Genomic DNA, 25,549 nt, shown 5'->3' with positions numbered 1-25,549 from the left:
GCGGAGGACGGCAGGGCCGCACCGGTCCGACCCGCGGGCGTGGCGTCGCCCACCGCCGACGGACCGGGGGGCGTACCGACGTCACCCGCGCCCGGTACCGCGCGCCGAACTCGTACCGGCTCGCCACCGGGCGCGGAGCCGGCCCGAGGAGAGGCCGCTCGCTGGAGTGCGACGGGCGGGTGAGCAGGCGTACCAGGCGCTCGCGCCACGGAGCTGCTCCCCGTCGCGGTACTCGTGCCGCCGGTCGGTGGCCGTCGCGGGCCGGGAGCGGGTTCCTTGCCGGTCGCCGGGCCTCCGCCGTCGGTGTCGGTACCCCGGCCGGAGGCCTGAGCGGATCCGCTGCCGGCCGACGCCGACGGCGACGGGGCCGGAGCGGGCGAGGTGGCCGGGGACGCCGGCCGGGCAGGCAGGCTGCGTCGCTGTACCGGCGCCGACACGGACCTCGTCAACGGGGCCGGGCCCGTTGACGGGACCGGGCTCGCCGGGGACACCCGGATGCCCCGCGCGGGGAAGGCGGCGGGAGCGGACGGCTCCGTCGGCCGGGACGCCACCACGGGCACGGCCGGAGCCGACGGAAGAGAGGAAGCCGCCGGTATCGCGGACGCCGTCGAGTACGCCGGAGCGGCGGGCCCGGCCGGCTGCGGCACCGCACCCGCAGCGACCGGACCCGGCGCGACCGGACCCGGCGCAGCCGCAGCAGTCGGACGCGGCCCGGTCAGCGACGACGCGGGCACCGCACGCTGAAGGGGCGTCGGCCGGGGCGGCGCGGGCACCCGCTCGGGTTCCGCGACCGGTGGAGCCGCCCGCAGGCTGCTCATCGAGCCGCCCGGTGCCGCGTCCAGCACCGCGTGGAAGCCGGTGCCGGTGAAGGAGGGGTTCTGCCAGGTGGCCAGGCTCCCGCCGAACCCGGCGTCGGCGACACCCGAAGTCCCCCCGGCCGCCGCACGCTGGATGGGCGGAAGCGTCGGCCAGGCGGCCGTCACGACGCGGGGCACCGCATCGGCGCCACGCACCGAAGCCGAACTCGAGGCCGAAACAGAAGTTGTGGCCGAAACAGAAGTCGAAGCCGCAACAGACGTCGATGTCGGACCGCCGGTGCCCGCGGACGGCGTACCACCCGCACCGGCGGCCGACGACCCGGCCGTCGACGAGCCGGTTGACGACCCACCCGGGTCGCCCCCGCGCCCGCCTTCGTCCCCGCGTCGGCCTCGCAGCCGTTCCAGGAACCCCATGCCTCAGCCCTCCGCCCCGCCCCGGGTCACCAGGGAAGCGATCTGGTCGGCGTAACGGCGCCGGTCTCGGTGTTCCAGGTCGAGGATCTCGTCCTGGCTCCAGTGGAAGTGGTAGGCGACGTACGCGATCTCCTCGTGCAGCCGGTCGGTCGCGTACGTCACGATTCCCCCAGGCGGCTCCCGCCGAGTTCCACCTCGAAGGGCTCCGAGCAGTGGGGGCACTGCACCGAGGCGCGGGTGTGCCCCTCGGCGTTGACCTGACGGTAGAAGTCCTGGAGGAACGCCAGGTCGGAGGCGAACATGTTCTCCACGACGCCGTCGTGGACCAGGGGGAGGCTGCCGAGCCGGGTGATGACCCGGCCCAGCAGCACCACCGACAGGTACGCCGGGTTCTCCTGGACGCGGATGTCACGGAGCGGGACCAGCTCGTCCCGCGCCGTCGCCAGCCGCATCACGCCGTCCCGGTGGACCGTGCCCGCATCGTCGACGTAACCGCGCGGCAGCTCGAAGGGGAACTCCGTCTGGAGCCGGTACGCCGCCGGGGCCGGCGCGGCAGCCGCACCCGGCGCGGAGAACGCGGACCCGGTCGCGGACCCGTTGCCGGACGCGGATTCGGGCACGGCGGCGGCCGGCAGCACCTCCTGCGGCTCCCCGCTCGCCGCCGCCCGGACAGCCGTGCGCCGCATTACTCGATGACCAGTTCTTCGAACGTGATGGTCACGGTCTCGGTCAGCGCGGAGGCCTCGCCGGCCTTCACCGAGCTGGTGTCGATCTTGCTGCACCAGGCGTTGCGCATGTTGTACCGCTTGACCGGGTTGTTCTGGTAGTCCATCACCATGATCGTGGCGTTCTTGCGGGCGGTGCCCATCACGCCGTTGATCGACTCGGTGATCCACTGGTTGAACGCCGCGGACTGGGTCATGCCGCGCACGACCGTGCAGGTGCCGGCCTTCTTCACGCCGGGCAGCTTCTTGGTGACGGGCTTGCCCTGCGCGGAGACCTGCTGGTACTCGATGACGTCCTGTTCGAGGCTGAGGCCGCTGACCTCGGCGAGGTACTCGACCATCACGCCGTCGATCTGCAGGCCGAAATTGTGTGAAGTAAGGGCGTCACCCGGCTGGAGACTCATCTGGCTTTCCTTCTACGTGCGTTGCGGAGGGCGTTACGGGGACGGAGCGGAGGGGCCTGCGCCGGACCTACTCCTCCAGCTCCCCGTTGCCGCTGGAGAACTGGGCCAGCCGGAAGATCACGAACTCGGCGGGCTTGACCGGCGCGATGCCGATCTCGCAGATCACGCGGCCGAGGTCGACCGACTCCGGAGGGTTGGACTCCTCGTCACACTTGACGTAGTACGCCTCTTCGGGACGGGCGCCGAACAGCGCGCCCGAGCGCCACTCGTTCACGAGGAACGCGGAGACGTTGCGCCGGATCCGGGCCCACAGCGCGTGGTCGTTCGGCTCGAACACCACCCACTGGGTGCCGATCAGGATCGACTCCTCCAGGTAGTTGAAGTACCGGCGGACGTTCAGGTAGCGCCAGGCCGGGTCGGAGGAGAGGGTACGGGCGCCCCAGATGCGGATGCCCCGGCCCGGGAACGCACGGATGCAGTTCACGCCGATCGGGTTGAGCAGGTCCTGCTCACCGCGCGTGATCTGGATCTCCAGGTCCACCGCGCCGCGCACGACCTCGTTCGCGGGGGCCTTGTGGACGCCGCGCTCGGAGTCGTTGCGCGCCCACACACCGGCCACGTGGCCGCTCGGCGGGATCAGCCGGGCCTTGCCGGCGGCCGGGTCGAAGGCCTTGATCCACGGGTAGTACAGGGCCGCGTACTTGGAGTCGTAACCGGCCGTCTCCTGGCGCCAGACCCGAATCTGACGGGCGTTCAGGCCGGGCGGCGGGTCGATGATGGCGACGCGGTCGCCCATCAGCTCGCAGTGCGCGATCAGACCCAGCTGGACGGCCTTGACGGACTCCAGGTCGATCGCGCCGCGCTGGTAGGCGGCCATCAGGTCGGGCACCGCGACCATGGACACCTCGTCGACGGCCTCCAGGCCGCCGAAGCCGGTGCGGTCGGAGCTGTCGCCCAGGTACTGCGCGGGGCCCACGGGGTGCGCGGCCTCGACCGTGCCGTTGGCACCGGCCGGTGCCCCGGCGGGCGGCGCCGCCAGCGCGACCGTCTGGTTGTCGGGGCGGGCCAGCTGCGCGGCGGGCGCGGCCTCGGCGACGGTGATGAGCTTGGAGCGCTCCTTGACCTGGGTGACGACGTAGGAGCGGTTGCCCTTCTTCGCCGACACGTCGAACGTCTCGACGGCCTTGTCGCCGTCCTTGACGATCAGCTTGAAGCGCTCGGCGGGGCCTTCGCCCTCCGCGTCCGCGACCTCCACGCTCAGCGGGCCGCCGCTCTCGCCCGGCGCCACGGCCGTGACCGTGAACGTGCCGAGCTGCTTCGGCTCACCGGCCGGCAGGGCGGCCGGCGCGGAGCCGGAACCGGTCACCGCGGCGGGCGACTTGGCGTCACCGGCGGCACCGGCCGAGGAACCGCCGACGCGGACGACGTACGCCGCCGAGCCACCGTTGTTGAAGAAGCCGTAGACGGAGTGCGCCAGGTAGTAGCCGTCGGTGAAGTCACCGAACGCCGCCACGTACTGGGTCCAGTTGGTCACCAGGGTCGGCTCGTTCAGGGGGCCGGTCGGGGCGAGCCCGACGAAGGCCGCCACCGAGGTGCCCACCCCCTCGATCGGGCGGGAGCCGCTGGCCACCTCCTCGACGTATACGCCGGGCGACAGGTAGGACGGCATGCTGTGCTCTCCTCGGGGTACGCGTCAGGACGTCTTTCACCGTCACGCGCGAAGCGCGTCCGTCGAAACGGCTTCCGGTGCAGGGTCCGGGGCACGGCTCTTGCCCTCGGGGGCATCACGACCCACCGGTCACCGGCCCACGCCCCCTCACCGGGACCGGTCGTCCCCACCGGGACCCGCGCCACGCTCACCGGGACCCGCGCCACGCTCACCGGGACCCGCGCCACGCTCACCGGGACCCGCGCCGCGCTCACCGGGCCCGCGCTGCGTTCGCCGGGACCCGCGACCCGCTCGTCGGGCCCGCGACCCGCTCGTCGGGCCCGCGACCCGCTCGCCGGGGCCCGCGCCGTGCTCACCGCGACCCGCGCCACGCTCGCCGGGTCCCTGCGCCGTGCTCGGGCCCGCGCCGTGCTCGCCGGGTCCCTGCGCCCTCGCCGGGACCGGTGCGCCGGTGTCCGCGGTGAGAGCGCGGGGCCGGGTCCGGGAGGCCGCTTCGGGGTTCCTGGGTCTGCTCGGGCAGGTGGGCGCGGCCCGGCGGGGCACGCACACTGCCCTCTCGCTTCTGACCCGGCCGCCGGCCTCCCCGTAGCGTCGGTGCGTGAGCCTGTGGACTTCTCTTGAGCCGACGTCCGTCACCGTCGACCCCGGCAGCCGGGCGACCGTCCGGCTGCGGGTGCGCAACACCGGTGACGTCGTCGACGAGTACCGCTTCGAGCCCGTCGGGCCGATCGCACCCTGGACGACGGTGGAGCCGCAGACCCTGCGGTTGTATCCGGGTACGACGGGCACGGTCGAGCTGACCTTCGCCCCGCCGCGCACCCCGGACGCGACGGCCGGCCCCAACCCCTACGCCGTGCGCATCACACCGACCGAACACCCTGACGCGGTGACCGTCCCCGAGGGGAACCTGACGATCACCCCCTTCACCGAGGTTCGGGCGGAGCTGGTCCCGCCGACGGTGAAGGGGCGGTTCCGCGGCCGGCCCCGCCTCGCGATCGACAACCTCGGCAACACCAAGGTCACCGCCTCGCTGAGCGGCAGCGACACCGGTGACCGTCTGTCCTACGAACTCCAGCCGGGCAGCGTCCAGATCGACCCGGGGCGGGCGGTGTTCGTGAACACGACGCTGCGCCCGCGCCAGATCATCTGGTTCGGGTCGAAGGAGGAACAGCGGTACAACCTGGCGGTACGCCGGTCGGGTGCCCACCCCCTGGAGGTGGAGGGCACGTTCGTGCAGCGCGGGTTCCTGCCGCGCTGGCTGGCGACGGCGCTCAGCCTGACGCTGGCCCTGGCGATCGCGTTCGTGATGATCTGGCTGGCGTACAAGCCGAAGGTCATGACCAGCGCCAACGAGAAGCTCGCGGGGGCCGGCGTCAGCACCCTGGCACCCAGCCCCTCGGCCACGCCCAGCGCCCCGGTGCTGGTGCCCACACCGACGGCCCCGGCCGTGGTCGAGGCGCCCGCCACCAGCCAGGCCCCTGCCGACGGCGGCAGCGGCGGCGGAGGCGGAGGCGGCGGAGGCACGGGCGAGTCGAAGGCGCCCGCGAAGCCCAAGCAGGAGACGGCGGCCGTCGCCGTGAACAAGCTGGCGGCACGCAGCGACGGACGGCACATCTGCTACCGCGCCTATGTGGAAGACAAGGGCTGGCAGGACCCGGTCTGCGACGGCGCGATCGCCGGGACGACCGGCAAGAGCCTGGCCATCAAGGCCCTCAACATCGCCACGGCGAGGACGGGCGGTGTGACGGGCAACGCCGCGCACGTGGACGGGGGCTGGCTGACCGGGTCCAAGTGGTCGAAGGCGTCCGACGGCGTCGACATGTACATGGGCTCCAGCAAGCCGGCGGTCTCGGTGATGGAGGGGTTCACCATCAAGACCCTGGAGGGTTCCGTCTGCCAGAACCCGCACATCAAGGACCGGGGCTGGCTGGGGAACGGCTGTACCAAGCCGGGCGACTGGATCTACGGCGGCAGCCCCATGGAGCAGAAACTCCAACTGGAGGCGGTCCGTTTCACCGTCTGACGCGTCGCTGACCGTGCACGGGAGCGCCGCCGCTCGTCCCTTTCCGGGGAACGGTGGCGCTGACCGTGCACGGGGGCGCCGCCGCTCGTCCCCTTCGGGGGACGGTGGTTCAGGGAGACAGCAGGGCTCGGGATCCGACGGGCCTCGGCCGGTCACGGTCCCTCATGTCGGGGGATTCATCCCTGTCGGGCAATTGGTCCGGAATGCGCGTACGACTGCCTCGGGCGGCACGGAGACGGCGTTCCCGCAGGAACGGTGGGCCGACGGCAGACATCCTCCCCGCCCCCGTCGTCGGTGTGCCCGGCAGGACCCGGGCGCGAGCTGTGGACCGGACCGGCGGGGAGGGCAGCCCGGCCGGTCCGGTCGGGCACCCGCTCTGCCCCATGGCCTCTGACCTCCTGCCGCGTAACGCCGTAGCGTCGGTGCGTGAGCCTGTGGACTTCCCTCGAACCTGCCTCCGTCACCGTGGATCCCGGCGGCACCACGACCGTCCGGCTGCGGGTGCGCAACACCGGTGACGTCGTCGACGAGTACCGCTTCGAGCCCGTCGGGCCGATCGCACCCTGGACGACGGTGGAGCCGCAGACCCTGCGGTTGTATCCGGGTACGACGGGCACGGTCGAGCTGACCTTCGCCCCGCCGCGCACCCCGGACGCGACGGCCGGCCCCAACCCCTACGCCGTGCGCATCACACCGACCGAACACCCTGACGCGGTGACCGTCCCCGAGGGGAATCTGACGATCACCCCCTTCACCGAGGTTCGGGCGGAGCTGGTGCCGCCGACGGTGAAGGGGCGGTTCCGCGGCCGGCCCCGCCTCGCGATCGACAACCTCGGCAACACGCGCGTGACGGCGTCCGTCGCCGGCACCGACATGGGCGACCACCTCGGGTACGAGTTCCGGCCGGGCAGTGTGCAGATCGAACCGGGGCGGGCGGTGTTCGTGGACACGACGCTGCGCCCGCGCCAGACCATCTGGTTCGGTTCGAAGGAGCAGCGGCCGTACGCGCTGAGCGTGCAGCGGTCGGGCGCGGTGCCGCTGGCGGTGGAGGGCACGTTCGTGCAGCGCGGGTTCCTGCCGCGCTGGCTTGCGACGGCGCTCAGCCTGACGCTGGCCCTGGCGATCGCGTTCGTGATGATCTGGCTGGCGTACAAGCCGAAGGTCATGACCTCGGCGAGCGAGAAGCTCGCGGAGGCCGGCAGCACCGCGCTGCCCAGCCCGTCCGTGTCGGCGCCGTCCGCGCCGAAGGCGGACGCCTCCGCCGCACCGCTGCCCGAGCAGCCGGCGCCCTCCGCCCCGGCCCAGGAGGAGGACGGCAGCGGCGGTTCCGGGTCCGGCGGTTCCCCGGCGCCGGGCGGCGCGAGCGGCGGTGGCGGCGGGAGCGGATCCGGCGGTTCGGGCGGCACGAAGACGACGGCCCCGGTGCCCGGCGCGGTGATCATCGGCCAGGCCTCGAACCGGTGTATCGACATCACCGGCGCCCAGAACGGCAAGGGCAAGGACGGCACCCCGCTCCAGCTGTGGGACTGCGCCGGTTCGGCCAATCAGAAGTGGGTGTTCAAGAGCGACGGCACCGTGCGCGCGCTCGGCCTGTGCATGGACGTCGCCTGGGGCTCGAAGGACGACGGCGCGGTCATCCAGGTGGCCAACTGCTCCGGCAATCCCGCCCAGCAGTGGGTGCTGAGCCAGTACGGCGACCTGGTCAACCCGCAGGCCGACAAGTGCATCGACGCCAAGGACAACGGCACCGGCAACGGCACCAAGCTCCAGCTGTGGACGTGCTCGGGGACGCCCAACCAGAAGTGGCGCGCGCAGTAGGCCCGGCAGGGGATCGGCGTACGCCGCTCATCCTTCGGCCTTGCGTGGCCTACCAGTTGGCCTCGCCCGGCACCAAGCGGCCCGCCTTGCGGTACTCGCGGCGGGCCCCCTCCAGCAGGTCGCCGTCGCCGACCGGCTCGTCGCGTCCGGCGGCGAGGTAGGCGGCGGTGACGACGGCGCTGCGGATCGAGCCGCCGGCCAGCTCGAAGTCCTTGGCCGGCGGGCCGGGGTCGACGTCGGCGGCGCACGGCACGTGGGAGAGCCCGTGCCGCCACAGCGCGAGCCGTTGCCCGGCGTCGGGGAACGGGAAGTCGACCACCAGGTCCAGGCGCCGGGTGAACGCCTCGTCGATGTTGGCGCGCAGGTTGGTGGTGAGCAGCGCGATGCCGTCGAAGGACTCCAGCCGCTGGAGCAGGTAGGCACTCTCCATGTTGGCGTACTTGTCGTGCGCGTCCTTCACCTCCGACCGCTTCCCGAAGACGGCGTCGGCCTCGTCGAAGAGCAGCACGGCGTCGGTGCGGTCGGCCTCGGAGAAGATGCGCTCCAGGTTCTTCTCGGTCTCGCCGACGTACTTGTCGACGACCGAGGACAGCTGGACGACGTACAGGTCGAGGCCGAGTTCGGCGGCGACGACCTCGGCGGAGAGCGTCTTGCCGGTGCCGGACTCGCCCGCGAACAGTCCGAGGACCCCTCGGCCGCGACCGCCGCCGGCGCTGAGCCGCCAGTCGCCCAGCACCCGGTCGCGGTGCCGGGCGCGCAGGGCGAGTTCGCGCAGCTGGGTCAACGGCCGCTCGGGCAGCACGAGATCCTGCCATCCGACGTCCGGCCGGATCCGCCGCGCGTGCCGTTCGAGACCGGACGCCGACTGCTGTCGCGCGGCCAGCCGCACATGGTCGGCGGTGAGTGGCCCGCCCTCAAAGGCGGCCAGCACGGAGGCGGCCCGCGCCGCCCGCGCGACCCGCTCACCACCGAGACGGTAGGGGGCGACGGTGGCGGCGAGGTCGAAGCCGGGGGCGGTGGCGGGGGTGCCTGCGGCGTCCAGTGCGGCCGCCCAGACGGCCGTGCCGCCCGCCCTGCGGCGCGGTGCCTCCAGCACGAGAGGGTCGTGGGTGGTCCAGTGCGGGTCGTAGGGGCGCGGGTCCGTGAGGAGGACGGTGACGTCCGTCGCCTCGGCCAACGCCGTGAGCAGCGGCCCGGGCTGGTCCGGCAGCCCGGACAGCACGATCGCCCGGCCGCCGAGGCGGGCCTCGCGCAGCAGGCCGGGGACGCGGTCGTCGGGCCCGGTGAAGCGAAGGGCGTCGACTCCGGCGGCGCGCAGGGCCGAGGCGATCGCCGCGAGGCCGTCGCCCTCGCGGTGTTCGCGCAGGTAGGCGATGAGCGGGCCGCCGTCGGCCATCCGGTGTGCCAGAAGCCGGACGAAGTCCTCGTCGTCCGCGGGCAGCGGTGGGGGCAGCGGGTGCAGATGTCCGTGCAGGGCGGCGTCCGGGGTGTCGTCGCCGAGGAGGTGGGCGAGCACCCGGTCCGGGACGCGCAACGTGCGGGAGAGGAAAGGCCGTTCGGGTTCCTCGACGTCCAGCAGGCCGTATCCGCGCAGCGGCGCCGAGGAGTGGAAGCGGGCCCGCGCGGCGGCCCGGTGCGGGGGCGTCCCGCACAGTTCGAGGGCGAGCCCCACGGTGGCCCGCCGCCTGCTCACGTCGTCGTTGAGGTACCCGTAGAGCGGCTCGAAGTCCCGGTCCAGATCGGGCGCCAGCGCGATGAGGAGGATCGCGGCGTCGAGGTCGGCGAGCCGGAGCCGGCCAGCGAGGGCGGCGAGCGAGTCGGTGCCGGCCGGTGCGGCGGCGAGGGTGTCGTCGACGGGGGTGGTGCCCTCGGGCGTGGCGTTTTCGGGGGCGGCGGCCGGCCCGCCGCCGAGCAGGTGACGTATCGCCTCCTCGGAGAGATACAGCCCACGCAGCGGATCGGCGGCCGTGGGATCGACGGCCGCCCGCCGGTCGACCAGCGCGGCCACCCGGTCGCGCAGAGCCCCGAGCCGGATGAGCAGCCCGGCACCCTCGTCCTGCGGGCCGGGGCCGAGGCCGGAATGAGCCTCGTGCGGGGAACGGCCGACCGCGGACGCCCCGGTGTGGGCCGTGCGGTGTCCGGCGTCGGGTGCGGTGGTCTCGGTGTGGGCCGTGCGGTGTCCGGCGTCGGGTGCTCGTGTCCCGGCCCCGGGCACCGAGGGGCTTGTATCGGTCACGGATGTGCGGGTTCCAGTGGAGGCGGGGTCGTCCTGGGCCTCCAGGGCGTCGTGCCCGGCGTACGCGCCGTTCACCGCTGGTCCGGACGGCGGGTACCGGCCTCGCGGGCGGCGCGGGCCGCGGCCACCTGGTGGGGGCGGTGGGCGCGCTCGCCGGACTCCGGAGGGTCGCCGTCCATACCGCGCAGGCGGACCGCGGCGCCCTCCGTGACCGGTGGTCCGGCGTCGTACTCGGGGTACGCCGGGAAGGGCGCCGTCACCACCAGGTCCAGGGACGGTTTGAGCTCGCCGCCCAGGGCGGACCAGATCTCGGCGAGGGATCGCGACTCGGTCTGGATCCCGGCCACCGTCACCGGCACCGCCAGCCCCAGGGCACGCAGCGACCCGGGCAGTTCGTCGGCCGTCAGCATTTCCCGGGGCAGCAGCGTCGCCAACACGGCGGACAGCAGCCGGTGTTCGTCCTGCGGGGTCCGCGTCCACGCGGTCACCAGGTACGACAGTCGGAACCATCGCGGTGGTTGACGGCGCTTCACGACGATGTCCCGGTCGTCCCGCACCGCCATCTGGCCGCGCTGGCGACGGGTCACGTCCTCACGGATGTCGTACAAGTAGGTGTTGATCACAGGGGCGTTGCGCCGGGCCGCCCAGTCGCGGGTCGGAGCCTCGAAGGAGACGTCGATGCCGGAGCCCGCGAGTGCGCCGCCCCCGAGCAGCTCTTTGAGGACCTCGTCCACCTCGTGGATCACCGTCGTGCTCCTCAACTTGCCGTGCTGCGCCCACTGTCCGACGATCGTGCCCCGGACGGCCCCGGATCCGCAGGCACCACCGGGTCGGCGGCCGGGCAGGGCGTCGTGCCCGCGTGTCCGCCTTCGATTGCCCGTTCGGTCAGATGTAGCCTTCCCGCAGGGCATATGCCACCGCGTGCGCCCGGTTGCGCAGATGCAACCGCGTCGTGAGTCCGTGCATGACGTTCTTGACGGTTCGTTCGGAGTAGGACAGCTTGCTGGCGATCTCTCCGGTGTCCAGGCCCTCGGCGACCAGCCGCAGGACGTCCACCTCCCGTGGCGCGAGTCCCAGGGAGGGGGCGCCGGGCCGGCCCGCCGCACCACGGTGCAGCGTGCCCACCTGGCTGATGAGCCTGCCGAGCAGGTCGGCGGGCAGATCGCCGTCGCCGCGGTGGGCGGCCAGCACGGCCTGCACCAGCCGGTGCGCGGTGGCCTCGCGGCGCCAGACGATGGCCCCGACCCCGCACTCGATGACGTCCAGCAGTTCGGTCTCGCGGATCGTGCCCACGACGAGCACCGCCCGGGCCCCCTCGCTGCGCACGATCCGCCGCAGCCGGGCCAGCGCCGCTTCGTCGAGGGTGTCCTCGATCAGCACGGCCACGGTGCCCGCGGCGGCCGAGACCTCCTCGCGGACCTCGACCTCGGGACGCCCGCGCAACTGGCTGACGGCGCCCTCGCGGGAGATCGGGTCCGGTGCCTGGACGGCCACGGGAATCCGCCGCCGGGTGCCGGTACCGGTGCCGCTGCCGAGGCCGCTGCCGACGGTGGTGCCGAAGGCGGCGGTGCCCAGGGCGGCGGTGCCCGAGGCTGCGAAACCCGCGGCGCCGGTGTCTGGTGTCCGTGGTGAGCTGAGCAACCGAATCCCCCATGTTCACGAGCCCGCCCTCCGGCGGGGACCGGTGACGGGTGGGTCCGGTCCAGCCTTCTGCGGCCCCTGGGGCGCGCGCAATCGTGGAGCACCACGAGGCGGACCACGAGAGCAAGCCGCCCACCACCACGATTCACCTGCGTCGCCGCAGGTCAGAGCCGTCACGACCGGCGTGTTCCGGGCCACCGTGAGCCTCGCCACAACGGCCGTGCGGACCCGTACCGAACCGCACGACCTCTACGTGTACATGGACAAGTCCGATGTACCCGACAGCAGGAGGCAGGGATGACCGGACCGTTGCGGGAACGCGAGGACGCGCACGCACTGCTCGCGGCGGAGGCTGAGCGCGCTCGAGCCGGAGCGGGCCGTCTCGTCCTGCTGCGCGGGGCCACCGGCACGGGACGGTCCGCCGCCCTCGAAGCCGCCGCCGCGCAGGCCACCCGCCTCGGGCTGCGCGTCCTGCACGCCCGCTGCTCCCCCGAGGACACCGCGCTGCCGTTCTCCTCGGTCCTCCATCTCCTCGGCTCCGTACCGGAGTTCGCGGACGTCGGGCCGGGCGGCGACGACCGGGAAAGCGCGGCCCGGCTGTGGCGGGTGCTGCGTTCGTACGCGGACGAGGCGCCGCTCATGGTGGCCGTGGACGACGTCCACCTCGCCGACGAGGCCTCGCGCCGCTGGTTCGTGGAGGCCGCCCGCCGCATCGACCGATTACCGGTGCTCCTGGTGGCCACCGAGCGCAGTCAGTACGACATCGACCCGCGGCCCGCCGGTCTCACCCACGCCCTGTCCCCGTCCGCGTTGCGCACCCACACCCTCGCCCCGCTCACCGACGACGCCTCGGCCGACCTGGTCCGGGCCGCCTTCCCGACGGCCTCCGACCGGTGGACGACGGACTGCGTCCGGGCCGGCGCGGGCAGCCCGCTGCTGCTGCGCGCCCTCCTCGACGACCTCGACGGCGCCCCACCGCCGACGGCCGTCCCGAGGACGTGCGCCGCGCTGTACCCGGGTTCCTATCCGGCGGCCGTCTCCTGGTGGCTGGACAACGCGGGCCCGGCGACGACGGAGGTGGCCCGGACCCTCGCGGCCCTGGAACAGGCGGAGCGGATGGAGGGCGCTGAGCGGGCCGAGGGCGCCGGCGTCCGGATCACCGACCCGGCCCCCGCGACCACCCGCAGAGTCCCGGCCGCTTCCGTGACGACTCCCGCAACGGCCTCCGCGACCGCCCTTGCGAGGGCTCCCTGGGCCGATGCCGAAGCGGATCCCGGAACCGGCGCCGAACCGGCTGCCGGACCCGCTGTCGGCACAGCCGCCGAAACCGCTTCCGAAACCGCCGCCGACGCCCTCGCCGCTCTCGTCGCGGACGCCTCCGGCGCCGACCCGGCGCGCGTCTCCGGCTGGTTCGCCGCGATGACACGGCTCGGCGTGCTGCGCCCGGACCCGGCCGGCCGTCCCCGCTACGCGCACCCCCTCCTCCGGGACGCCGTCCTGGGCGGCTGGTCCACCGCCCACCGCCAGGACGCGCACCGGGCGGTCGCCCAGGCGATGCTGCGCAGGGGCGACCATCTCGACGCCGTGGCCCGGCAGTTGCTCGGCAGCGCCCCCGCGGGCCTGCCCTGGGCGCTGCGGGTGCTGCGCGACGCCGGCACCGTGGCCGCGCGCCAGGGCCGCCCCCACGACGCCGTCCGCTATCTGCGCCGAGCGCTGCGGGAGCCGCTGCCCGACGACCTGCGCCAGCGCCTGCTCACCGAGCTCGGCTCCCTGGAGTACGCCTCGTCCGACACCCCGGCGGGCATCCCACGGCTGGCCGAGGCGCTCGACCTGCCCGCCGAACCCCGTGACCAGGTCCGTACGGCCATCGCGCTGGGCACCGCGCTGGTGGGCCGGGGGGAGGTCCGCACGGCGGTGGAGGTGCTGCGCCGCCTGGAGGCCCGGCTGGCCGGCCACCCCGACCTGGCGCGCGCCCTCCAGACGGCGTCCGCGCTCCTCTCCGACCAGGACCAGACGGTCCGCCGCGAGGCCTACCGCTGGCTCACCGACACCGCCGAACGGTCCCCGGAACTCGTCGGCCCCTCCGGGCAGGCCCTGCTCGTGCGGTACGCGGCGACGGCGGGCGAGCTCCCGGCGCGGGAGGCGATGCGACGACTGCGCAGCCTCCTGACGGAACCCGCCGATCCCCTCGCCGAGCCGTTCCTGCTGGGCACGGCCGCGGCGGTGGCCCAGTGGGCCGATGAACTCGACGAGGCGGAACGCCTGGTGGAACGCGGTCTGGCGGGCCAGCATCCGTCGCTCCTGCACCCGATGGAACAGGCCCTGCTGGACACCAGGTGGGACATAGCGGCGGCGCGCGGCGCGTACGACACCGTGCTGGCCGGACACCACGAGGCGGCCCGAGCCCGGCGTACCGGCGCCGGCCCCGCCAACACGGACGCGCACCTCCTGCTCGCCCTGGTCGAGACGGGCCGCACGGCCGAGGCCCGCCGCCTGGCCGACACCTTCGACCTGCGTGACGCCCCCGACTCCTGGGAGCTGAACCGCTTCCTCTACGCGCGGGGCGTGCTGTGCTTCACCGAGGGGGACGTGGCGGGGGCCCTGCACGACTTCCTGGAGTGCGGCCGCCGTCAGTCCGCCCGCGCCGTCCTCAGCCCGGTCGTCACGCCGTGGCGGACGGCGGCCGCCGAGTGCCGGCTGGCCCTGGGCAACCCCCAGGAGGCGCTGGCCCTGGCGACCGAGGAACTACGGCTGGCCCGGGTGTGGAACACCCCGCGCACGACGGGACGGGCGCTGCGTGTCCTGGGCCGGGCGACCCGCGGCAGGCGGGGCCTGGAACTGGGCGAGGAGGCGGTGGCCGTCCTCCGGGACTCCCCGGCGGAGGCGGAACTCGTGGCCTCCCTCCTCGCACACGGCCGGCAGCTGACCGCCGCCGGAGAGCGCGGGCGGGGCCGCGACCATCTGCGGGAGGGCGCCGAACGTGCCGAACGGCTGGGCAGCGTCCGGCTCCTGACCTGTGCCGAACAGGCCCTGCGTACCGCCGGCGGCCGCCGCACCACCCCCGCCCACACCGGCTCCGGGTCCCTCACCGGCAGCGAACGCCGCATCGCGGAACTCGCGGCGGAAGGCCGCACCAACACCGAGATAGCGGACCTCCTGCACGTGGCCCGCCGCACTGTGGAAACCCACCTGACCAGCACCTACCGGAAGTTGGGGATCCGGCGGAGAGGCGAGCTGCGGGGCGTGCTGGGGGACTGAGGCGGCCGCGCGGCACCCGCTGGACGCGGGCGCCCCGCTCGCCACCCCCGCCCGGTACTACCGGCCGGCGTGGTCGGGGGAGGGGCCTGCCTACGTCGCGGTCGGGCTGGCGCTCGTCCTGCCGGTCGCGGGGTTCGCCGCCTATCTGCGGTCGCTGGACTACCGCCGCACCGTCGCCGTCGCCGTCGACGAGACGCCCCGCGAGGAACGTCTCGCCATCGCCGCAGACCTGCACGACTTCGTCGCCCACCACGTCACCGGGATCCTCGTCCAGACGCAGGTGGCCCGCATGATGGCGACCGGCGGGCCGGCCGACGGACCGGGCGCGGGGCGGCCGTGTCACCGGCCCGAGGACCTCGACCCCGTCCTCGCGGGCATCGAACGAGCCGCCACCGAGGCCCTCGCCTCCATGCGCCGCACGGTCGGTGTCCTACGCGACACGGCGGAGGCCGACCGGCGCCCCGTCGGCGACCTCGCCGCCATCGCCGGCCTCACCGAGGGCTTCGCCGGACCGGGCCGGCGGGTCACCCTGGACCGTGACCCGCCCTCCCCGACGATCTCCCGCACGAGGTGCAGGCCGCCGCCTTCCGCGTCGTCCAGGAGGCCCTGACCAACGTACGGCGGCACGCGGCCGACGCCGCCACGGTCACCGTCCGGCTCGGCCAGGACGGCTGCCGCCTCGAGGTCACCGTCGTCGACGACGGCCGCGGCGGCACCCAGCTCCCCGTCGATGCCCACGGCGGCGCCTTCGGGCTCGTCGGTCTGCGGGAACGGGTCACGGCCCTGGGCGGTGAACTGCGCACCGGGCCGGTGCCGGCCGGTCACGGCCACGGCTGGGAGGTCCGGGCCCGGTTCCCGGCGCACTGAGGCCACTTGGGCCGCTGTGACAGGTCTGTGACCGGAGGAGTGGCTTCCGCCACAGCCCGCCCGGCCCCGCCCTGGTGTGGTGACCGGATGCGTACCGCACTCTCCGCCCTGCGCGGCTGGCTGCCACCGCTCCTGGTGCACCTGCTGATCGGTCTCCCGACGGCGGTCGTCGTGCTGTGCGCACGCTGGTACCTCGCCCACGGGCACTGCGCCTATGAGGACCTCGGCCGCCGCGACCTGGACAACTGCACGTACGACCAGATCGAGAACAGCGGCATGGTGCTGATCGTCCTCGTCCTGTTCGCCGCGTTCGTGGCCCTGCTGCTCGTCCTCTTCGACGGTCTGCGCCCCCTGCGGACGGGCCGCTCGCTCAGGCCCCGGCTGCTGACCCTCCCCGCGATCCTGCTGCCCTACGCCGCGTACCTCACCTGCGCCGCGAACGGCGGGTGAGCCCCGGGCCGGTCCACCCCGCGGCCGGGGACGCTGACGCGGATCACTTCCCCGGCACCGATCACTTCTCCAACCGGCGCCGGTCATACGGACATGACGGAAGCCGCGAAGGGCCCCGCGAGTACTTCCCGTCGATCGAGAAGAAGTACGGACGTCCGATCGCCGAGTGGAAGACCCTGATCCGGGCCTCGCCGCTCACCCGGCACATGGAGCTCGTCTCCTGGCTGAAGACCGAGCACGGGCTGGGGCACGGCCACGCCGACGCGCTGGTCGCGCACACGCCGGCGGAGGACGCCGGCGCGTGAGCCACCGCCGGCCCCCGCCCGGACTCAGCGGCCGTTCGCTGCGTTGCCGTTGCCCTTGGCGGGGGAGCGGCGGCGGCCCTGGGAGGTGGGTCGTCCGCCCTGCGCGGTGGGACGGCCGCCACCCTGGGCCGCGGGACGGCCACGGCGCGAGCGCGCGGTGGAAGCCGAGCGCGCGGGACGCTCCTCGACGGGCGGCGGGGTGAGGACGACGGGCACGCCGGAGGGCGCCTGCGCACCGGTGATGCGGCTCAGCTCGGCCCCTCCCGAGCGGACCCGGGTGGTCTGCGGGGTGATGCCGGCGTCGGCCATCAGGCGGGTCATCTCCCGGCGCTGGTTGGGCAGCACCAGCGTGACGACGGTGCCGGACTCGCCGGCGCGTGCCGTGCGGCCGCCGCGGTGCAGGTAGTCCTTGTGGTCGGCGGGCGGGTCGACGTTGACGACGAGGTCGAGGTTGTCGACGTGGATGCCGCGGGCCGCGACGTTGGTCGCCACCAGCACCGTGACGTGGCCGTCCTTGAACTGGGCCAGCGTCCGGGTCCGCTGGTTCTGGGACTTGCCACCGTGCAGGGACGCGGCGCGCACCCCGACCGCCAGCAGCTTCTTGGCCAGCCGGTCCGCCGCGTGCTTGGTGTCCAGGAACATGATCACGCGACCCTCGCGGGCGGCGATCTCCGTCGTCGTGGCGTGCTTGTCCTCGTCCTCCACGTGCAGCACGTGGTGCTCCATCGTGGTGACGGCTCCCGCGGAGGGGTCGACGGAGTGGACGACGGGGTCGTGCAGGTAGTTCCGCACCAGCCGGTCGACGTTACGGTCCAGGGTCGCCGAGAACAGCATGCGCTGGCCGTCGGGACGCACCTGGTCGAGCAGCTGCGTGACCTGCGGCATGAAGCCCATGTCGGCCATCTGGTCGGCCTCGTCGAGGACGGTGATGGTGACCCGGTCCAGGCGGCAGTCGCCCCGGTCGATGAGGTCCTTGAGCCGCCCGGGGGTGGCCACGACGACCTCGGCGCCGCCCCGCAGTGCGCTCGCCTGCCTGCCGATCGACAGACCGCCGACCACCGTGGCGAGCCGCAGTCGCAGCGCGCGGGCGTAGGGGGTGAGAGCGTCGGTGACCTGCTGGGCCAGTTCCCGGGTCGGGACGAGCACCAGGGCCAGCGGCTGGCGGGGCTCGGCCCGCTGTCCGGCCGTACGGGCCAGCAGGGCGAGGCCGAAGGCGAGGGTCTTGCCGGAACCCGTGCGGCCACGGCCCAGGACGTCCCGGCCGGCCAGCGAGTTCGGCAGCGTCGCGGCCTGGATCGGGAACGGGGTGGTCACACCCTCGGCACCGAGGGCGGTCAACAGCTGCTCGGGCATGTCGAGTTCGGTGAACGACTCGACCGCCGGCAGCCCGGGCGTGAGGGTGACGGGTACTGCGAATTCACCGCCGGACGCGGCGGGACGACTCCCGCGTCCGCTCCGCCCCGGCTTGGCCGAACGGGAGGGGGCGCCCTGGCGCCTGTCCGTACGGGAGCGGACGGAGCTGTTGCGGTTCATCCGATACCTTCCTGGAAAGGGGAAAATGCCATGGGCCGGGGCCCGCACTCAGGAGTGCGGGCCCCGGCCACGTAGTCCGCGTGATGCGCAGCCGATCGCGTCAGCGTCAGCGTCAGGCGGCGTCAGGCGGTTCAGGCGGGCTGGATGTTCTCCGCCTGCGGGCCCTTCTGGCCCTGAGTGACGTCGAAGGTAACCTTCTGGCCTTCCTGAAGCTCACGGAAGCCGGACGTGGCGATGTTCGAGTAGTGGGCGAACACGTCAGCGCCGCCACCGTCCTGCTCGATGAAGCCGAAGCCCTTTTCCGAGTTGAACCACTTCACGGTGCCAGATGCCATGTTGAATCTCCCTATGGGGCAATGCCCGGAGTCCGCACCTTGCGGACCCGGTGTCGCAGGATCGGGAAAGCCCCAAAAACAAAAAGAGTGCCCGTCGACGGAAGGTCGAAGAGCACTCAAAAGCCTCTGGTAACCGAAACTGCCACTTTTATCACGGTAGCACACGTCCGGGTGCGGGGCCCGGGAGCGAGACACCGCGAGTCCCGCCCCGAGGATGCCACCCGGAACAGGCGAGTACCCGTGCTCAAGAGGAACACTCCCGCCGCTCTCCCGTCGCTCGGCAGGCTGGGCGCAGAGCCGGTGCAGCCGGCGCAGCAGTGCGGCCGTCCACCCGTGGCAGAGGAGTCGGCCCGCTGTCCCGAGGGCAAGGTCCCCGAGAAGGTCGGCGACGAGTGGGACACCTACCGGAGCACCCACAACCTTCGACGAGAAGGGCGAGATCATCCAGGTGGCCGAGGGCAAGTTGACGCCGAACGCCGAACGGCTGAACCCCTGTTGTATAACCGGATCATGATCTATCACGTGGTGCCGCTCGACGACTGGAACCTCGCGCCCGACCGGCCCTACGCACCCGCCTCCCTCGCGGAGGAGGGCTTCGTGCACTGCTCGCCCGACGAGGAGACCACGCTCGCCGTCGTCAACGCGTTCTACCGGACCGGCCCCCGGCCGCTGCTGGCGCTCGTCGTGGACGAGGAGCGGCTCACCGCGAGGTGCGAGTGGGAGGCGGCCGCCCCCTCACCGCCGCCCGGAGTCGCCGCGGGCACCCTGTTCCCGCATGTGTTCGGGCCGGTCGACCGGGACGCCGTGACCCGTGTCCTGGAGGTCCGCTGGGACGAGCAGGGCACGGCGACAGGCCTGACGGACCTCGGCTGACCGCTCCACCGCCGACAGGCCGGGAGGGTGAAGCGGGCGGGGCGGGCCGCGGCGACCGTTTCAGCGGCTCTGACTCACCGCTGGAACCGGCATCGGCCCCCTACGCGCTCAGAGGTCGAACTCGTGCGGCGGCAGGTCGAGGGTGAAGCACGCCTCCCGTACGACGCCCTGCTCGGTCTTGTCGAAGTCGCCGTCGGCGCCGCCGATGACGATGCCGATCTGGATGACGGCCCGTGCCTCGGCCGGCTTCTTCTTCGCCTTGGCGATCTCCTGGAGGACACCGACCTTGCCGAAGTCGAAGTCGGTGGTCAGCTTGTTGAGGTTGTCGTCGAAGCGCCGCTGGAGATCCGTGGCGTCGAAGTTCTGAAGCACCTCGTTGGTGGCGATCAGCTGCGCCACCCGACGTCGCTCCGCGGGGTCGATCGTGCCGTCCGCCGCCGCGACCAGCGCGCACATCGCCATGCTCGCGTCGCGGAAGGCGCCGCTCTTGAGGTCGTTCTTCTTCGACACGAGCTGGGTCTGCATCGTCGACGCGGACTCCTTGATGCGGTCCCACAGGGCCATGAGAACTCCAGAAGGTCGGGGCGGAGTAAGTGACTGCACAAGATCTACAGCAACGTAGAAACTCACAGCCGCCCCGATAAGTTCCCTCGGCCCCTCAGCCCCTCAGCCCCTCAGCCCCTCAGCCCCTCAGCCCCTCAGCCCCTCAGCTGAGGCAGATCAGACCCAGCAGGCAGATGTCCGACGGCGAGGTCCCCGTGGCCGCGGTGCCCGTCGAGGAGGACGACGAGGACGAGGACGACGAAGAAGACGACGAAGTAGAGGAATCAGAGGCGGAGTTCGAGTCGGAGGTCGAGGTCGACGACTCTCCGCCGCCGGCCGCGGCGGGACCGGATGACTGCTGCCCGGTCGTGCCGGTCGTGCCGGTCGTGCCGGTCGTACCGGTCGTGCCCGCCGTGCCCGTCCTGCCGGTGGGAGCGGTGACGGTTCCGTCGTAGGACGAGGTTCCGGTTCGCTGCCGGGGGACCGACGGCGCCGTCGCGGGGGAGGAGGCCAGCGAGTCCGGGTGGGTGTTCGCCGGTGACCCCGCCGGGAGTGTGGGGGTGGGTGAGGACCGGTGCCCGTCGGACCGGGTCACCGTCGGGCGGGTGCGCTCCGACGTCGGTTCCTTCCCGCCCGCCGTGCTCGGGACCTCCGGCGTCGTGGCCGCCTGTGCCTGGTCGCCGGTCTGCCGGTCCAGCGCGGCGAAGGTCAGCCCGCCTCCGACGAGGGCGACCGCCGTCGCGACCACCGCTCGGCGCTGGTTCTTCTTCCAGCGGGCCAACTGCCGCCGCCGTGCCGCCCGTCCCTGCCGCGCGTACGGAACGGACGGCGCGGACGCCGCGTCCTCGGCCTCGCCCTCGTCCTCGGGCGACGGGGCGGTCCGCGGCGCGGTGTTCACATACGGCGTCGGCACCGGCGGCCGCGTAGTCGGGGCCGGCGTGTACGACGGCGCCGGCAGGGACGCCGTCGCCGGCATCGCGACCCGGGCCGGGGCTATGCCGCGGTCGACCGTGACCGGCGCGATGTCCGGAGCGTAGGCGCCGCATCCAGGGCACACGAGGGCGCCGTTGAGATGCCGACGACACGTGGAGCAGTAGTCCATCTGCGGTCTTCCTACGCGGGGGTCCGATGGCCGGCAACGCTAACGAGTCGTTCCAGGGACTGTGTGCAGTCTGTGTGACGCTCCTGCACGAATCCCTGGAGGGGATGAGCACACATGCGGCGAACACGGGCCCCGAACGTGGGTCGCGACACAGCACGCCCGTCCATCCATGTGAACGGAAAACAGGTACGCGTCTATTGACGTGCTCAGGCCATGCCCCTAGCTTCCGAGAGAAAGCGCTTTCTGGAGGCGCTTTCTGGTTCGGCCGACCCGCACTCGTCCCGTTCCTGGAGATGAACCATGCAGCTGAGATCCGTCATGGCCTGCGTCAGCCTGGTGGCAGGCGCGCTCGTCGCGCTGTCCGGCACCACGGCCCAGGCCGCCACGACCACCCGCTACGAGGCCGAGACCTCCCCGGCGGTCTGCTCCGGCACCATCGACTCCGACTGGACCGGTTACTCCGGCAGCGGATTCTGCAACGGCACCAACGCGACCAGCGGTTACGCCCAGTTCACCGTGAACACGGCCACGGCCGGCACGGCGACACTGAACGTGCGCTTCGCCAACGGCACCACCGCGGCGCGGGCGGCCTCGCTCGTCGTCAACGGAACGACGGTGCAGACGCCGTCCTTCGAGGCCACGGGCGCCTGGTCGACCTGGGTCACCAAGACGTTGACCGTGTCGCTCAACGCCGGCAGCAACACCGTCCGGCTCAGCCCCACCGTCGCGGCGGGGCTGCCCAACGTCGACTATCTGGAGGCGACGACGGCCGACGGCACCACACCCCCGGCCGGCGGCGCGATCTACGTGTCGCCGAGCGGCACGGACGGCGCGGCCGGTACCCAGTCCGCGCCGACCACCCTCACCTCGGCGATCAGCCGCGTCACCTCGGGCGGCACGATCTACCTGCGCGGCGGGACGTACACCCCCGCGTCGACGGTCACCGTCCCGGCGACCAGCAGCGGCACGGCGAGCGCGCGCACCACCCTGTCCGCCTACCCGGGCGAGACTCCGGTGCTCAACTTCTCGGCGCAGAGCGAGAGTTCGGCCAACCGCGGACTCCAGCTGTTCGGCTCGTACTGGCATGTCCACGGCCTTGTCGTGGAGCACGCCGGTGACAACGGGATCTACGTCGGCGGCAGCGACAACATCATCGAGCGCACCGTCACCCGCTACAACCACGACACCGGGCTCCAGCTCGGCCGGATCGCCTCCACCACCCCCGCCGCCCAGTGGCCGGCCCGCAATCTCATCCTGAGCGCGGAGTCGCACGACAACGCCGACTCCGACGGCGAGGACGCCGACGGTTTCGCCGCGAAGCTCACCACCGGAACCGGCAACGTGTTCCGGTACGCCGTCTCGCACAACAACATCGACGACGGCTGGGACCTCTACACCAAGACGGACACCGGAGCCATCGGCCCGGTGACCATCGAGGACTCCCTCTCCTACAACAACGGCACCCTCTCCGACGGCACCGTGAACTCCAACGGCGACCGCAACGGCTACAAGCTCGGCGGAGACGACATCGCCGTCGACCACGTCGTACGGCGCAGCATCGCCTACCACAACGGCAAGCACGGGTTCACGTACAACAGCAACCCGGGCTCCATGGCCGTGTCGAGCAACCTGAGCATCGACAACGCCCAGCGCAACTACTCGTGGGACGCGGGGACCTCGGTGTTCCGGAGCAACACGTCCTGCCGGTACAACGTGAGCGGCTCCAACGACAAGACCGTCGGTGACGCGGACAGCACCAACCAGTTCTGGGCCGGCGCCAACGGCTCCCGGTGCGCCTCCTCCTACGGCGGCGCGCTCGCCTGGTCCTTCGCCTCGAACGGGCAGCTGGTGGTGACGCTGGGCGGCAGCAGGGTGACCCTTTAGCGGCCGACAGGCGTAGCCGTCACGGGTGACCGGTACGGGTGTGGGGGCCTTCCCCCGCACCCGTACGCGCTGACCGGGGCAGGTCCTGGGGTCTCTCGTTCGGATCAGGGCTCGCGAGCCCGCCCTGATCCGAACGAGAGGCCCTAGCCGTCGATGTCGAGCGCCGTTCCGTACAGCCGGTCCACTTTCAGCCGGACGACCACCCGGCGCTCGGCGACCAGTTGCGTCAGGAACCCGTCCTCGTCCTCCGGCCGCGCGTCCACCGGGATCATGTCGAGCAGCTCCTGTCCGACGGCGTCCCCGGGGACCGTCGTGACCTCGGAGATCTCGGCCTCGCCCTCGGCGACGGCGAACGACCACACGTCGCTGCCCGGCACATGCAGGGCGGCATGCGGATCGCGTCGCAGGTGCTGGACCTTGATGCGGTCGGCCGTCGTCGAGAACCGCGCGATACGGGCGTCGGCGTCCCAGCTGTAGACCATCGTGGTCAGGTGCGGGTGACCGGTGCGCCGGACGGTGGCGAGGGTGCCGAACCGCTGCCGGCCGAGCAGCTCGGACAGGGCTTCGTCGGACAACGTGCGAGGTGCGGGGCCTTTGGTCATGACGTGATCAACTCCCTTGGCCACACGGTTATTTCGTCTCACGGGTCGGCGGACCGGGTCGGCGGACCGGGTCGGTCAGTTCGCCGACGGGCCGGTCAGGCCGTCCAGTTCCGCGGTGAAGAGCAGCGCGGGGTCGAAGCCCATTCCGTCGAAGTGGCCCGCGAGTTCCAGGGACAGGACGCCGTGCAGCCGGGTCCAGCAGGTCAGGGCCCGCTGGAGGGCGGCGGGTGGGGCGGGGTGGCCGCCGGTCCACTTCTCGCCGAGGCCCTCGAGGTGTGCGGCCAACGGGGTCTCCGGGCCGTCGGCGGGTACGTCGGCGCAGGCGTCGAGCAGGGCCGTCATGATCTCGGACGCGATCGTGGTGACGTCGTCGGGCGCGTGGTAGCCGGGGACGGGCGTGCCGTAGACGAGGAAGTACCGCTGGGGATCGTCCAGGGCCCAGCCGCGCAGCGCGTGCGACAGTCCCCTCAGGCCGGCGCCGGTGGCCGAGGCCGTGCGGAAGGCGTCGGCGAGGCTCCGGTACGCGTCCCGGATGAGCTCGGTGATCAGTTCGTCGCGGCCGGCGAAGTACCGGTACAGCGCGGGGCCGCTCATCCCCATCCGCTTGGCGATCGCGTTGAGGGAGAGCGCGGACGCCCCCGCCGTGGCGATCTGCTCCCACGCGCGTTCCTTGATCTCCGTACGCACCTGGGCGCGATAGCGCTCGCGCGGGGTCGTCGTGCCCGTGTCCGCCATGGCCTGCAGCCACCTCTCTCCGTACCTGCGCCTACAGTCACCCGCTTTGGTTAGAGGCTATCACTGGCGCTATTGACACTCTCCTTCGATCTGCGTTACAACTTCTAACGAACGCAAGCAGCGATAACGCTTCCTGGAGGCCGTCATGAACGCCGTCGACACCCAACTCGTCGAGGTCCTGCTGCCGGGCAAGGTCGAGCCCGAAGGGCTGCGGATCCGGCACGGAGCCGTCCCCACCCCCGGCCCCGGGCAGGTGCTGATCCGGATGGAGGCGACCGGGGTCTCCTTCGCCGAGCAGCAGATGCGCCGCGGCCGCTACTACGACCAGCCGCCGTTCCCCTTCGTCCCCGGCTACGACCTGGTCGGCACGGTCCTTACCACCGGCGACGGCGTCGAGCCCGGCCTGGCCGGCACCCGGGTGGCCGCCCTGGTCAAGGTCGGCGGCTGGGCCACCCACGTGCTGGTCGACGCCGCCGACGTGGTGCCGGTGCCCGACGGGGTCGACGCGGCGGAGGCGGAGACGCTGGTGGTCAACGGAATCACCGCCTGGCAGATGCTGCACCGCAAGGCACGCGTCCGCGCGGGCGGCACCATCGTCGTGCTCGGCGCCAACGGCGGCGTCGGCTCGGTCCTGGTCCAGCTGGCACGGGCCGCCGGCGTGAAGGTGATCGGCACGGCGTCCGCCCGCCACCACGACGCCCTGCGGCAACAGGGGGTCACCCCGGTCGACTACCGCACCGGCGACCTGGCCGCGCGGATCCGTGAGCTCGCCCCCGGTGGCGTGGACGCCGTCTTCGACCACGTCGGCGGCCGGGGCATCGTCGACTCCTGGCGCCTCCTCGCCCCCGGCGGCACGCTCGTCTCGTACGGCACTGCCTCCACCCGGGACGACGAGGGATCCAAGCAGTGGCCCGTGCTGAAGCTGCTCGGCCGACTGTGGCTGTGGAACGCGCTGCCCAACCGCCGCCGCGCCTACTTCTTCAACGTCTGGGCCGGCCGCGCCCTGGCCAAGAACCGCTTCCGGGCCCGTCTGCGGACCGACCTCACCGAACTGTTCGCCGCCCTCCGGCGCGGCGACGTGACCCCCCGGATCGCGGCCCGGCTCCCGCTGACGGAAGCAGCCGAAGCCCTCCGCCTGGCCGAGTCCGGAACGGTCGCGGGCAAGGTCGTCCTCCACCCGTAGGTGTTCTTCACACCTACACCCCTTGCATCCGCCGGCGGGCGCGCTCGCACCCGCACCCCGTACTCCTCGCTCGCCCCACGCCCCACGCCCCACGCCCACCGGCCCACCAGGCCTCCAGACCAAGGGAATCC

23 protein-coding genes and 1 pseudogene are annotated in these 25,549 nt (G+C 72.9%); 12 read left to right on the top strand and 12 right to left on the bottom strand.

Features of this window, described 5'->3' with window-relative positions:
* Positions 1–381: 381 nt before the first annotated feature.
* Entirely contained in the window at positions 382–744 is a 363-nt protein-coding gene (locus tag ACIPFH_RS22170; protein WP_401828641.1) for a hypothetical protein, read from the top strand.
* 491 nt (positions 745–1,235) lie between these two features.
* Here the strand turns inward: ACIPFH_RS22170 and ACIPFH_RS22165 are convergent, their stop codons facing one another.
* The 4 genes from ACIPFH_RS22165 to ACIPFH_RS22150 form a co-directional block, all read right to left on the bottom strand.
* Entirely contained in the window at positions 1,236–1,394 is a 159-nt protein-coding gene (locus tag ACIPFH_RS22165; RefSeq protein WP_356254349.1) for a DUF6760 family protein, read from the bottom strand.
* Positions 1,391–1,918, bottom strand: coding sequence for a hypothetical protein (locus ACIPFH_RS22160; RefSeq protein WP_401828639.1), 528 nt, complete (start codon positions 1,916–1,918; stop codon positions 1,391–1,393). Before ACIPFH_RS22160 ends, ACIPFH_RS22165 begins: the two co-directional genes overlap by 4 nt.
* On the bottom strand, positions 1,918–2,361 hold the full coding sequence (locus ACIPFH_RS22155; RefSeq protein WP_020132887.1) for a phage tail protein: 444 nt from the start codon (positions 2,359–2,361) through the stop codon (positions 1,918–1,920). The genes ACIPFH_RS22160 and ACIPFH_RS22155 overlap by 1 nt, the downstream gene beginning before the upstream one ends.
* Before the next feature lie 67 nt (positions 2,362–2,428).
* Positions 2,429–4,030: a phage tail sheath subtilisin-like domain-containing protein gene (locus tag ACIPFH_RS22150; protein WP_356254353.1), complete on the bottom strand. Its 1,602-nt coding sequence runs from the start codon at positions 4,028–4,030 to the stop codon at positions 2,429–2,431.
* Positions 4,031–4,628: 598 nt separating this feature from the next.
* On the opposite strand from ACIPFH_RS22150, the gene ACIPFH_RS22145 reads away from it, so the two are divergent.
* Positions 4,629–6,053, top strand: a complete 1,425-nt coding sequence (locus ACIPFH_RS22145; protein ID WP_401828638.1) for a hydrolase — start codon at positions 4,629–4,631, stop codon at positions 6,051–6,053.
* A gap of 426 nt (positions 6,054–6,479) precedes the next feature.
* Positions 6,480–7,871 (top strand): ricin-type beta-trefoil lectin domain protein, encoded by a 1,392-nt coding sequence (locus ACIPFH_RS22140; RefSeq protein ID WP_401828636.1) that lies wholly within the window; start codon positions 6,480–6,482, stop codon positions 7,869–7,871.
* Positions 7,872–7,920: 49 nt separating this feature from the next.
* Here the strand turns inward: ACIPFH_RS22140 and ACIPFH_RS22135 are convergent, their stop codons facing one another.
* The 3 genes from ACIPFH_RS22135 to ACIPFH_RS22125 all read right to left on the bottom strand — a co-directional run bounded on the left by ACIPFH_RS22135 (position 7,921) and on the right by ACIPFH_RS22125 (position 11,748).
* Complete coding sequence (locus ACIPFH_RS22135; protein WP_401829226.1) at positions 7,921–9,912, bottom strand: ATP-binding protein; 1,992 nt, start codon at positions 9,910–9,912, stop codon at positions 7,921–7,923.
* Positions 9,913–10,178: 266 nt separating this feature from the next.
* Entirely contained in the window at positions 10,179–10,853 is a 675-nt protein-coding gene (locus tag ACIPFH_RS22130; RefSeq protein WP_356263139.1) for a DUF4255 domain-containing protein, read from the bottom strand.
* 139 nt (positions 10,854–10,992) lie between these two features.
* On the bottom strand, positions 10,993–11,748 hold the full coding sequence (locus tag ACIPFH_RS22125) for a LuxR C-terminal-related transcriptional regulator (protein ID WP_401828634.1): 756 nt from the start codon (positions 11,746–11,748) through the stop codon (positions 10,993–10,995).
* 297 nt (positions 11,749–12,045) lie between these two features.
* Between ACIPFH_RS22125 and ACIPFH_RS22120 the strand changes: the two genes are divergently transcribed.
* The 4 genes and pseudogenes from ACIPFH_RS22120 (at position 12,046) to ACIPFH_RS22105 (ending at position 16,628) form a co-directional block, all read left to right on the top strand.
* Complete coding sequence (locus ACIPFH_RS22120) at positions 12,046–15,006, top strand: AAA family ATPase (protein WP_401828633.1); 2,961 nt, start codon at positions 12,046–12,048, stop codon at positions 15,004–15,006.
* A 19-nt stretch (positions 15,007–15,025) separates the two neighbouring features.
* Positions 15,026–15,873, top strand: a pseudogene (locus ACIPFH_RS22115) (sensor histidine kinase); the annotation flags it as partial.
* Between the two features lie 87 nt (positions 15,874–15,960).
* A complete protein-coding gene (locus tag ACIPFH_RS22110) occupies positions 15,961–16,323 on the top strand; it encodes a hypothetical protein (protein WP_401828631.1) in 363 nt (120 codons plus the stop codon).
* 134 nt (positions 16,324–16,457) lie between these two features.
* Positions 16,458–16,628, top strand: coding sequence for a DUF4287 domain-containing protein (locus ACIPFH_RS22105; protein WP_401829224.1), 171 nt, complete (start codon positions 16,458–16,460; stop codon positions 16,626–16,628).
* A gap of 24 nt (positions 16,629–16,652) precedes the next feature.
* Here the strand turns inward: ACIPFH_RS22105 and ACIPFH_RS22100 are convergent, their stop codons facing one another.
* Both ACIPFH_RS22100 and ACIPFH_RS22095 read right to left on the bottom strand, forming a co-directional pair.
* On the bottom strand, positions 16,653–18,161 hold the full coding sequence (locus ACIPFH_RS22100) for a DEAD/DEAH box helicase (RefSeq protein WP_401828629.1): 1,509 nt from the start codon (positions 18,159–18,161) through the stop codon (positions 16,653–16,655).
* A 131-nt stretch (positions 18,162–18,292) separates the two neighbouring features.
* Positions 18,293–18,496, bottom strand: coding sequence for a cold-shock protein (locus ACIPFH_RS22095; protein WP_020133270.1), 204 nt, complete (start codon positions 18,494–18,496; stop codon positions 18,293–18,295).
* Positions 18,497–19,006: 510 nt separating this feature from the next.
* On the opposite strand from ACIPFH_RS22095, the gene ACIPFH_RS22090 reads away from it, so the two are divergent.
* Positions 19,007–19,369, top strand: a complete 363-nt coding sequence (locus tag ACIPFH_RS22090; protein WP_401828627.1) for a DUF952 domain-containing protein — start codon at positions 19,007–19,009, stop codon at positions 19,367–19,369.
* Between the two features lie 108 nt (positions 19,370–19,477).
* On the opposite strand, the gene ACIPFH_RS22085 is transcribed toward ACIPFH_RS22090, so the two are convergent.
* Entirely contained in the window at positions 19,478–19,933 is a 456-nt protein-coding gene (locus tag ACIPFH_RS22085; RefSeq protein ID WP_356262910.1) for a TerB family tellurite resistance protein, read from the bottom strand.
* Positions 19,934–20,106: 173 nt separating this feature from the next.
* On the opposite strand from ACIPFH_RS22085, the gene ACIPFH_RS22080 reads away from it, so the two are divergent.
* The 3 genes from ACIPFH_RS22080 to ACIPFH_RS22070 all read left to right on the top strand — a co-directional run bounded on the left by ACIPFH_RS22080 (position 20,107) and on the right by ACIPFH_RS22070 (position 22,898).
* Complete coding sequence (locus tag ACIPFH_RS22080) at positions 20,107–20,367, top strand: hypothetical protein (RefSeq protein WP_401828625.1); 261 nt, start codon at positions 20,107–20,109, stop codon at positions 20,365–20,367.
* Between the two features lie 105 nt (positions 20,368–20,472).
* Positions 20,473–20,949: a hypothetical protein gene (locus ACIPFH_RS22075; RefSeq protein WP_401828624.1), complete on the top strand. Its 477-nt coding sequence runs from the start codon at positions 20,473–20,475 to the stop codon at positions 20,947–20,949.
* 365 nt (positions 20,950–21,314) lie between these two features.
* Positions 21,315–22,898 carry a carbohydrate-binding protein gene (locus tag ACIPFH_RS22070; RefSeq protein WP_401828622.1) on the top strand — a complete coding sequence of 528 codons (1,584 nt, stop codon included), beginning with the start codon at positions 21,315–21,317 and terminating at the stop codon, positions 22,896–22,898.
* Positions 22,899–23,041: 143 nt separating this feature from the next.
* Here ACIPFH_RS22070 and ACIPFH_RS22065 read toward each other — a convergent pair whose 3' ends face one another.
* Together ACIPFH_RS22065 and ACIPFH_RS22060 are read right to left on the bottom strand one after the other, a co-directional pair.
* Positions 23,042–23,500 (bottom strand): TIGR03618 family F420-dependent PPOX class oxidoreductase, encoded by a 459-nt coding sequence (locus ACIPFH_RS22065; RefSeq protein WP_401828620.1) that lies wholly within the window; start codon positions 23,498–23,500, stop codon positions 23,042–23,044.
* 75 nt (positions 23,501–23,575) lie between these two features.
* Complete coding sequence (locus tag ACIPFH_RS22060) at positions 23,576–24,235, bottom strand: TetR/AcrR family transcriptional regulator (RefSeq protein WP_401828618.1); 660 nt, start codon at positions 24,233–24,235, stop codon at positions 23,576–23,578.
* A gap of 145 nt (positions 24,236–24,380) precedes the next feature.
* Between ACIPFH_RS22060 and ACIPFH_RS22055 the strand changes: the two genes are divergently transcribed.
* A complete protein-coding gene (locus tag ACIPFH_RS22055) occupies positions 24,381–25,418 on the top strand; it encodes a medium chain dehydrogenase/reductase family protein (protein ID WP_401828616.1) in 1,038 nt (345 codons plus the stop codon).
* Positions 25,419–25,549 lie beyond the last annotated feature (131 nt).

The organism is Streptomyces sp. NPDC088157, assembly GCF_044741545.1.
Lineage (GTDB): Bacteria > Actinomycetota > Actinomycetes > Streptomycetales > Streptomycetaceae > Streptomyces.
Note: the sequence above shows the minus strand (reverse complement) of the source record. Positions and strands in the feature narration are given on the sequence as shown.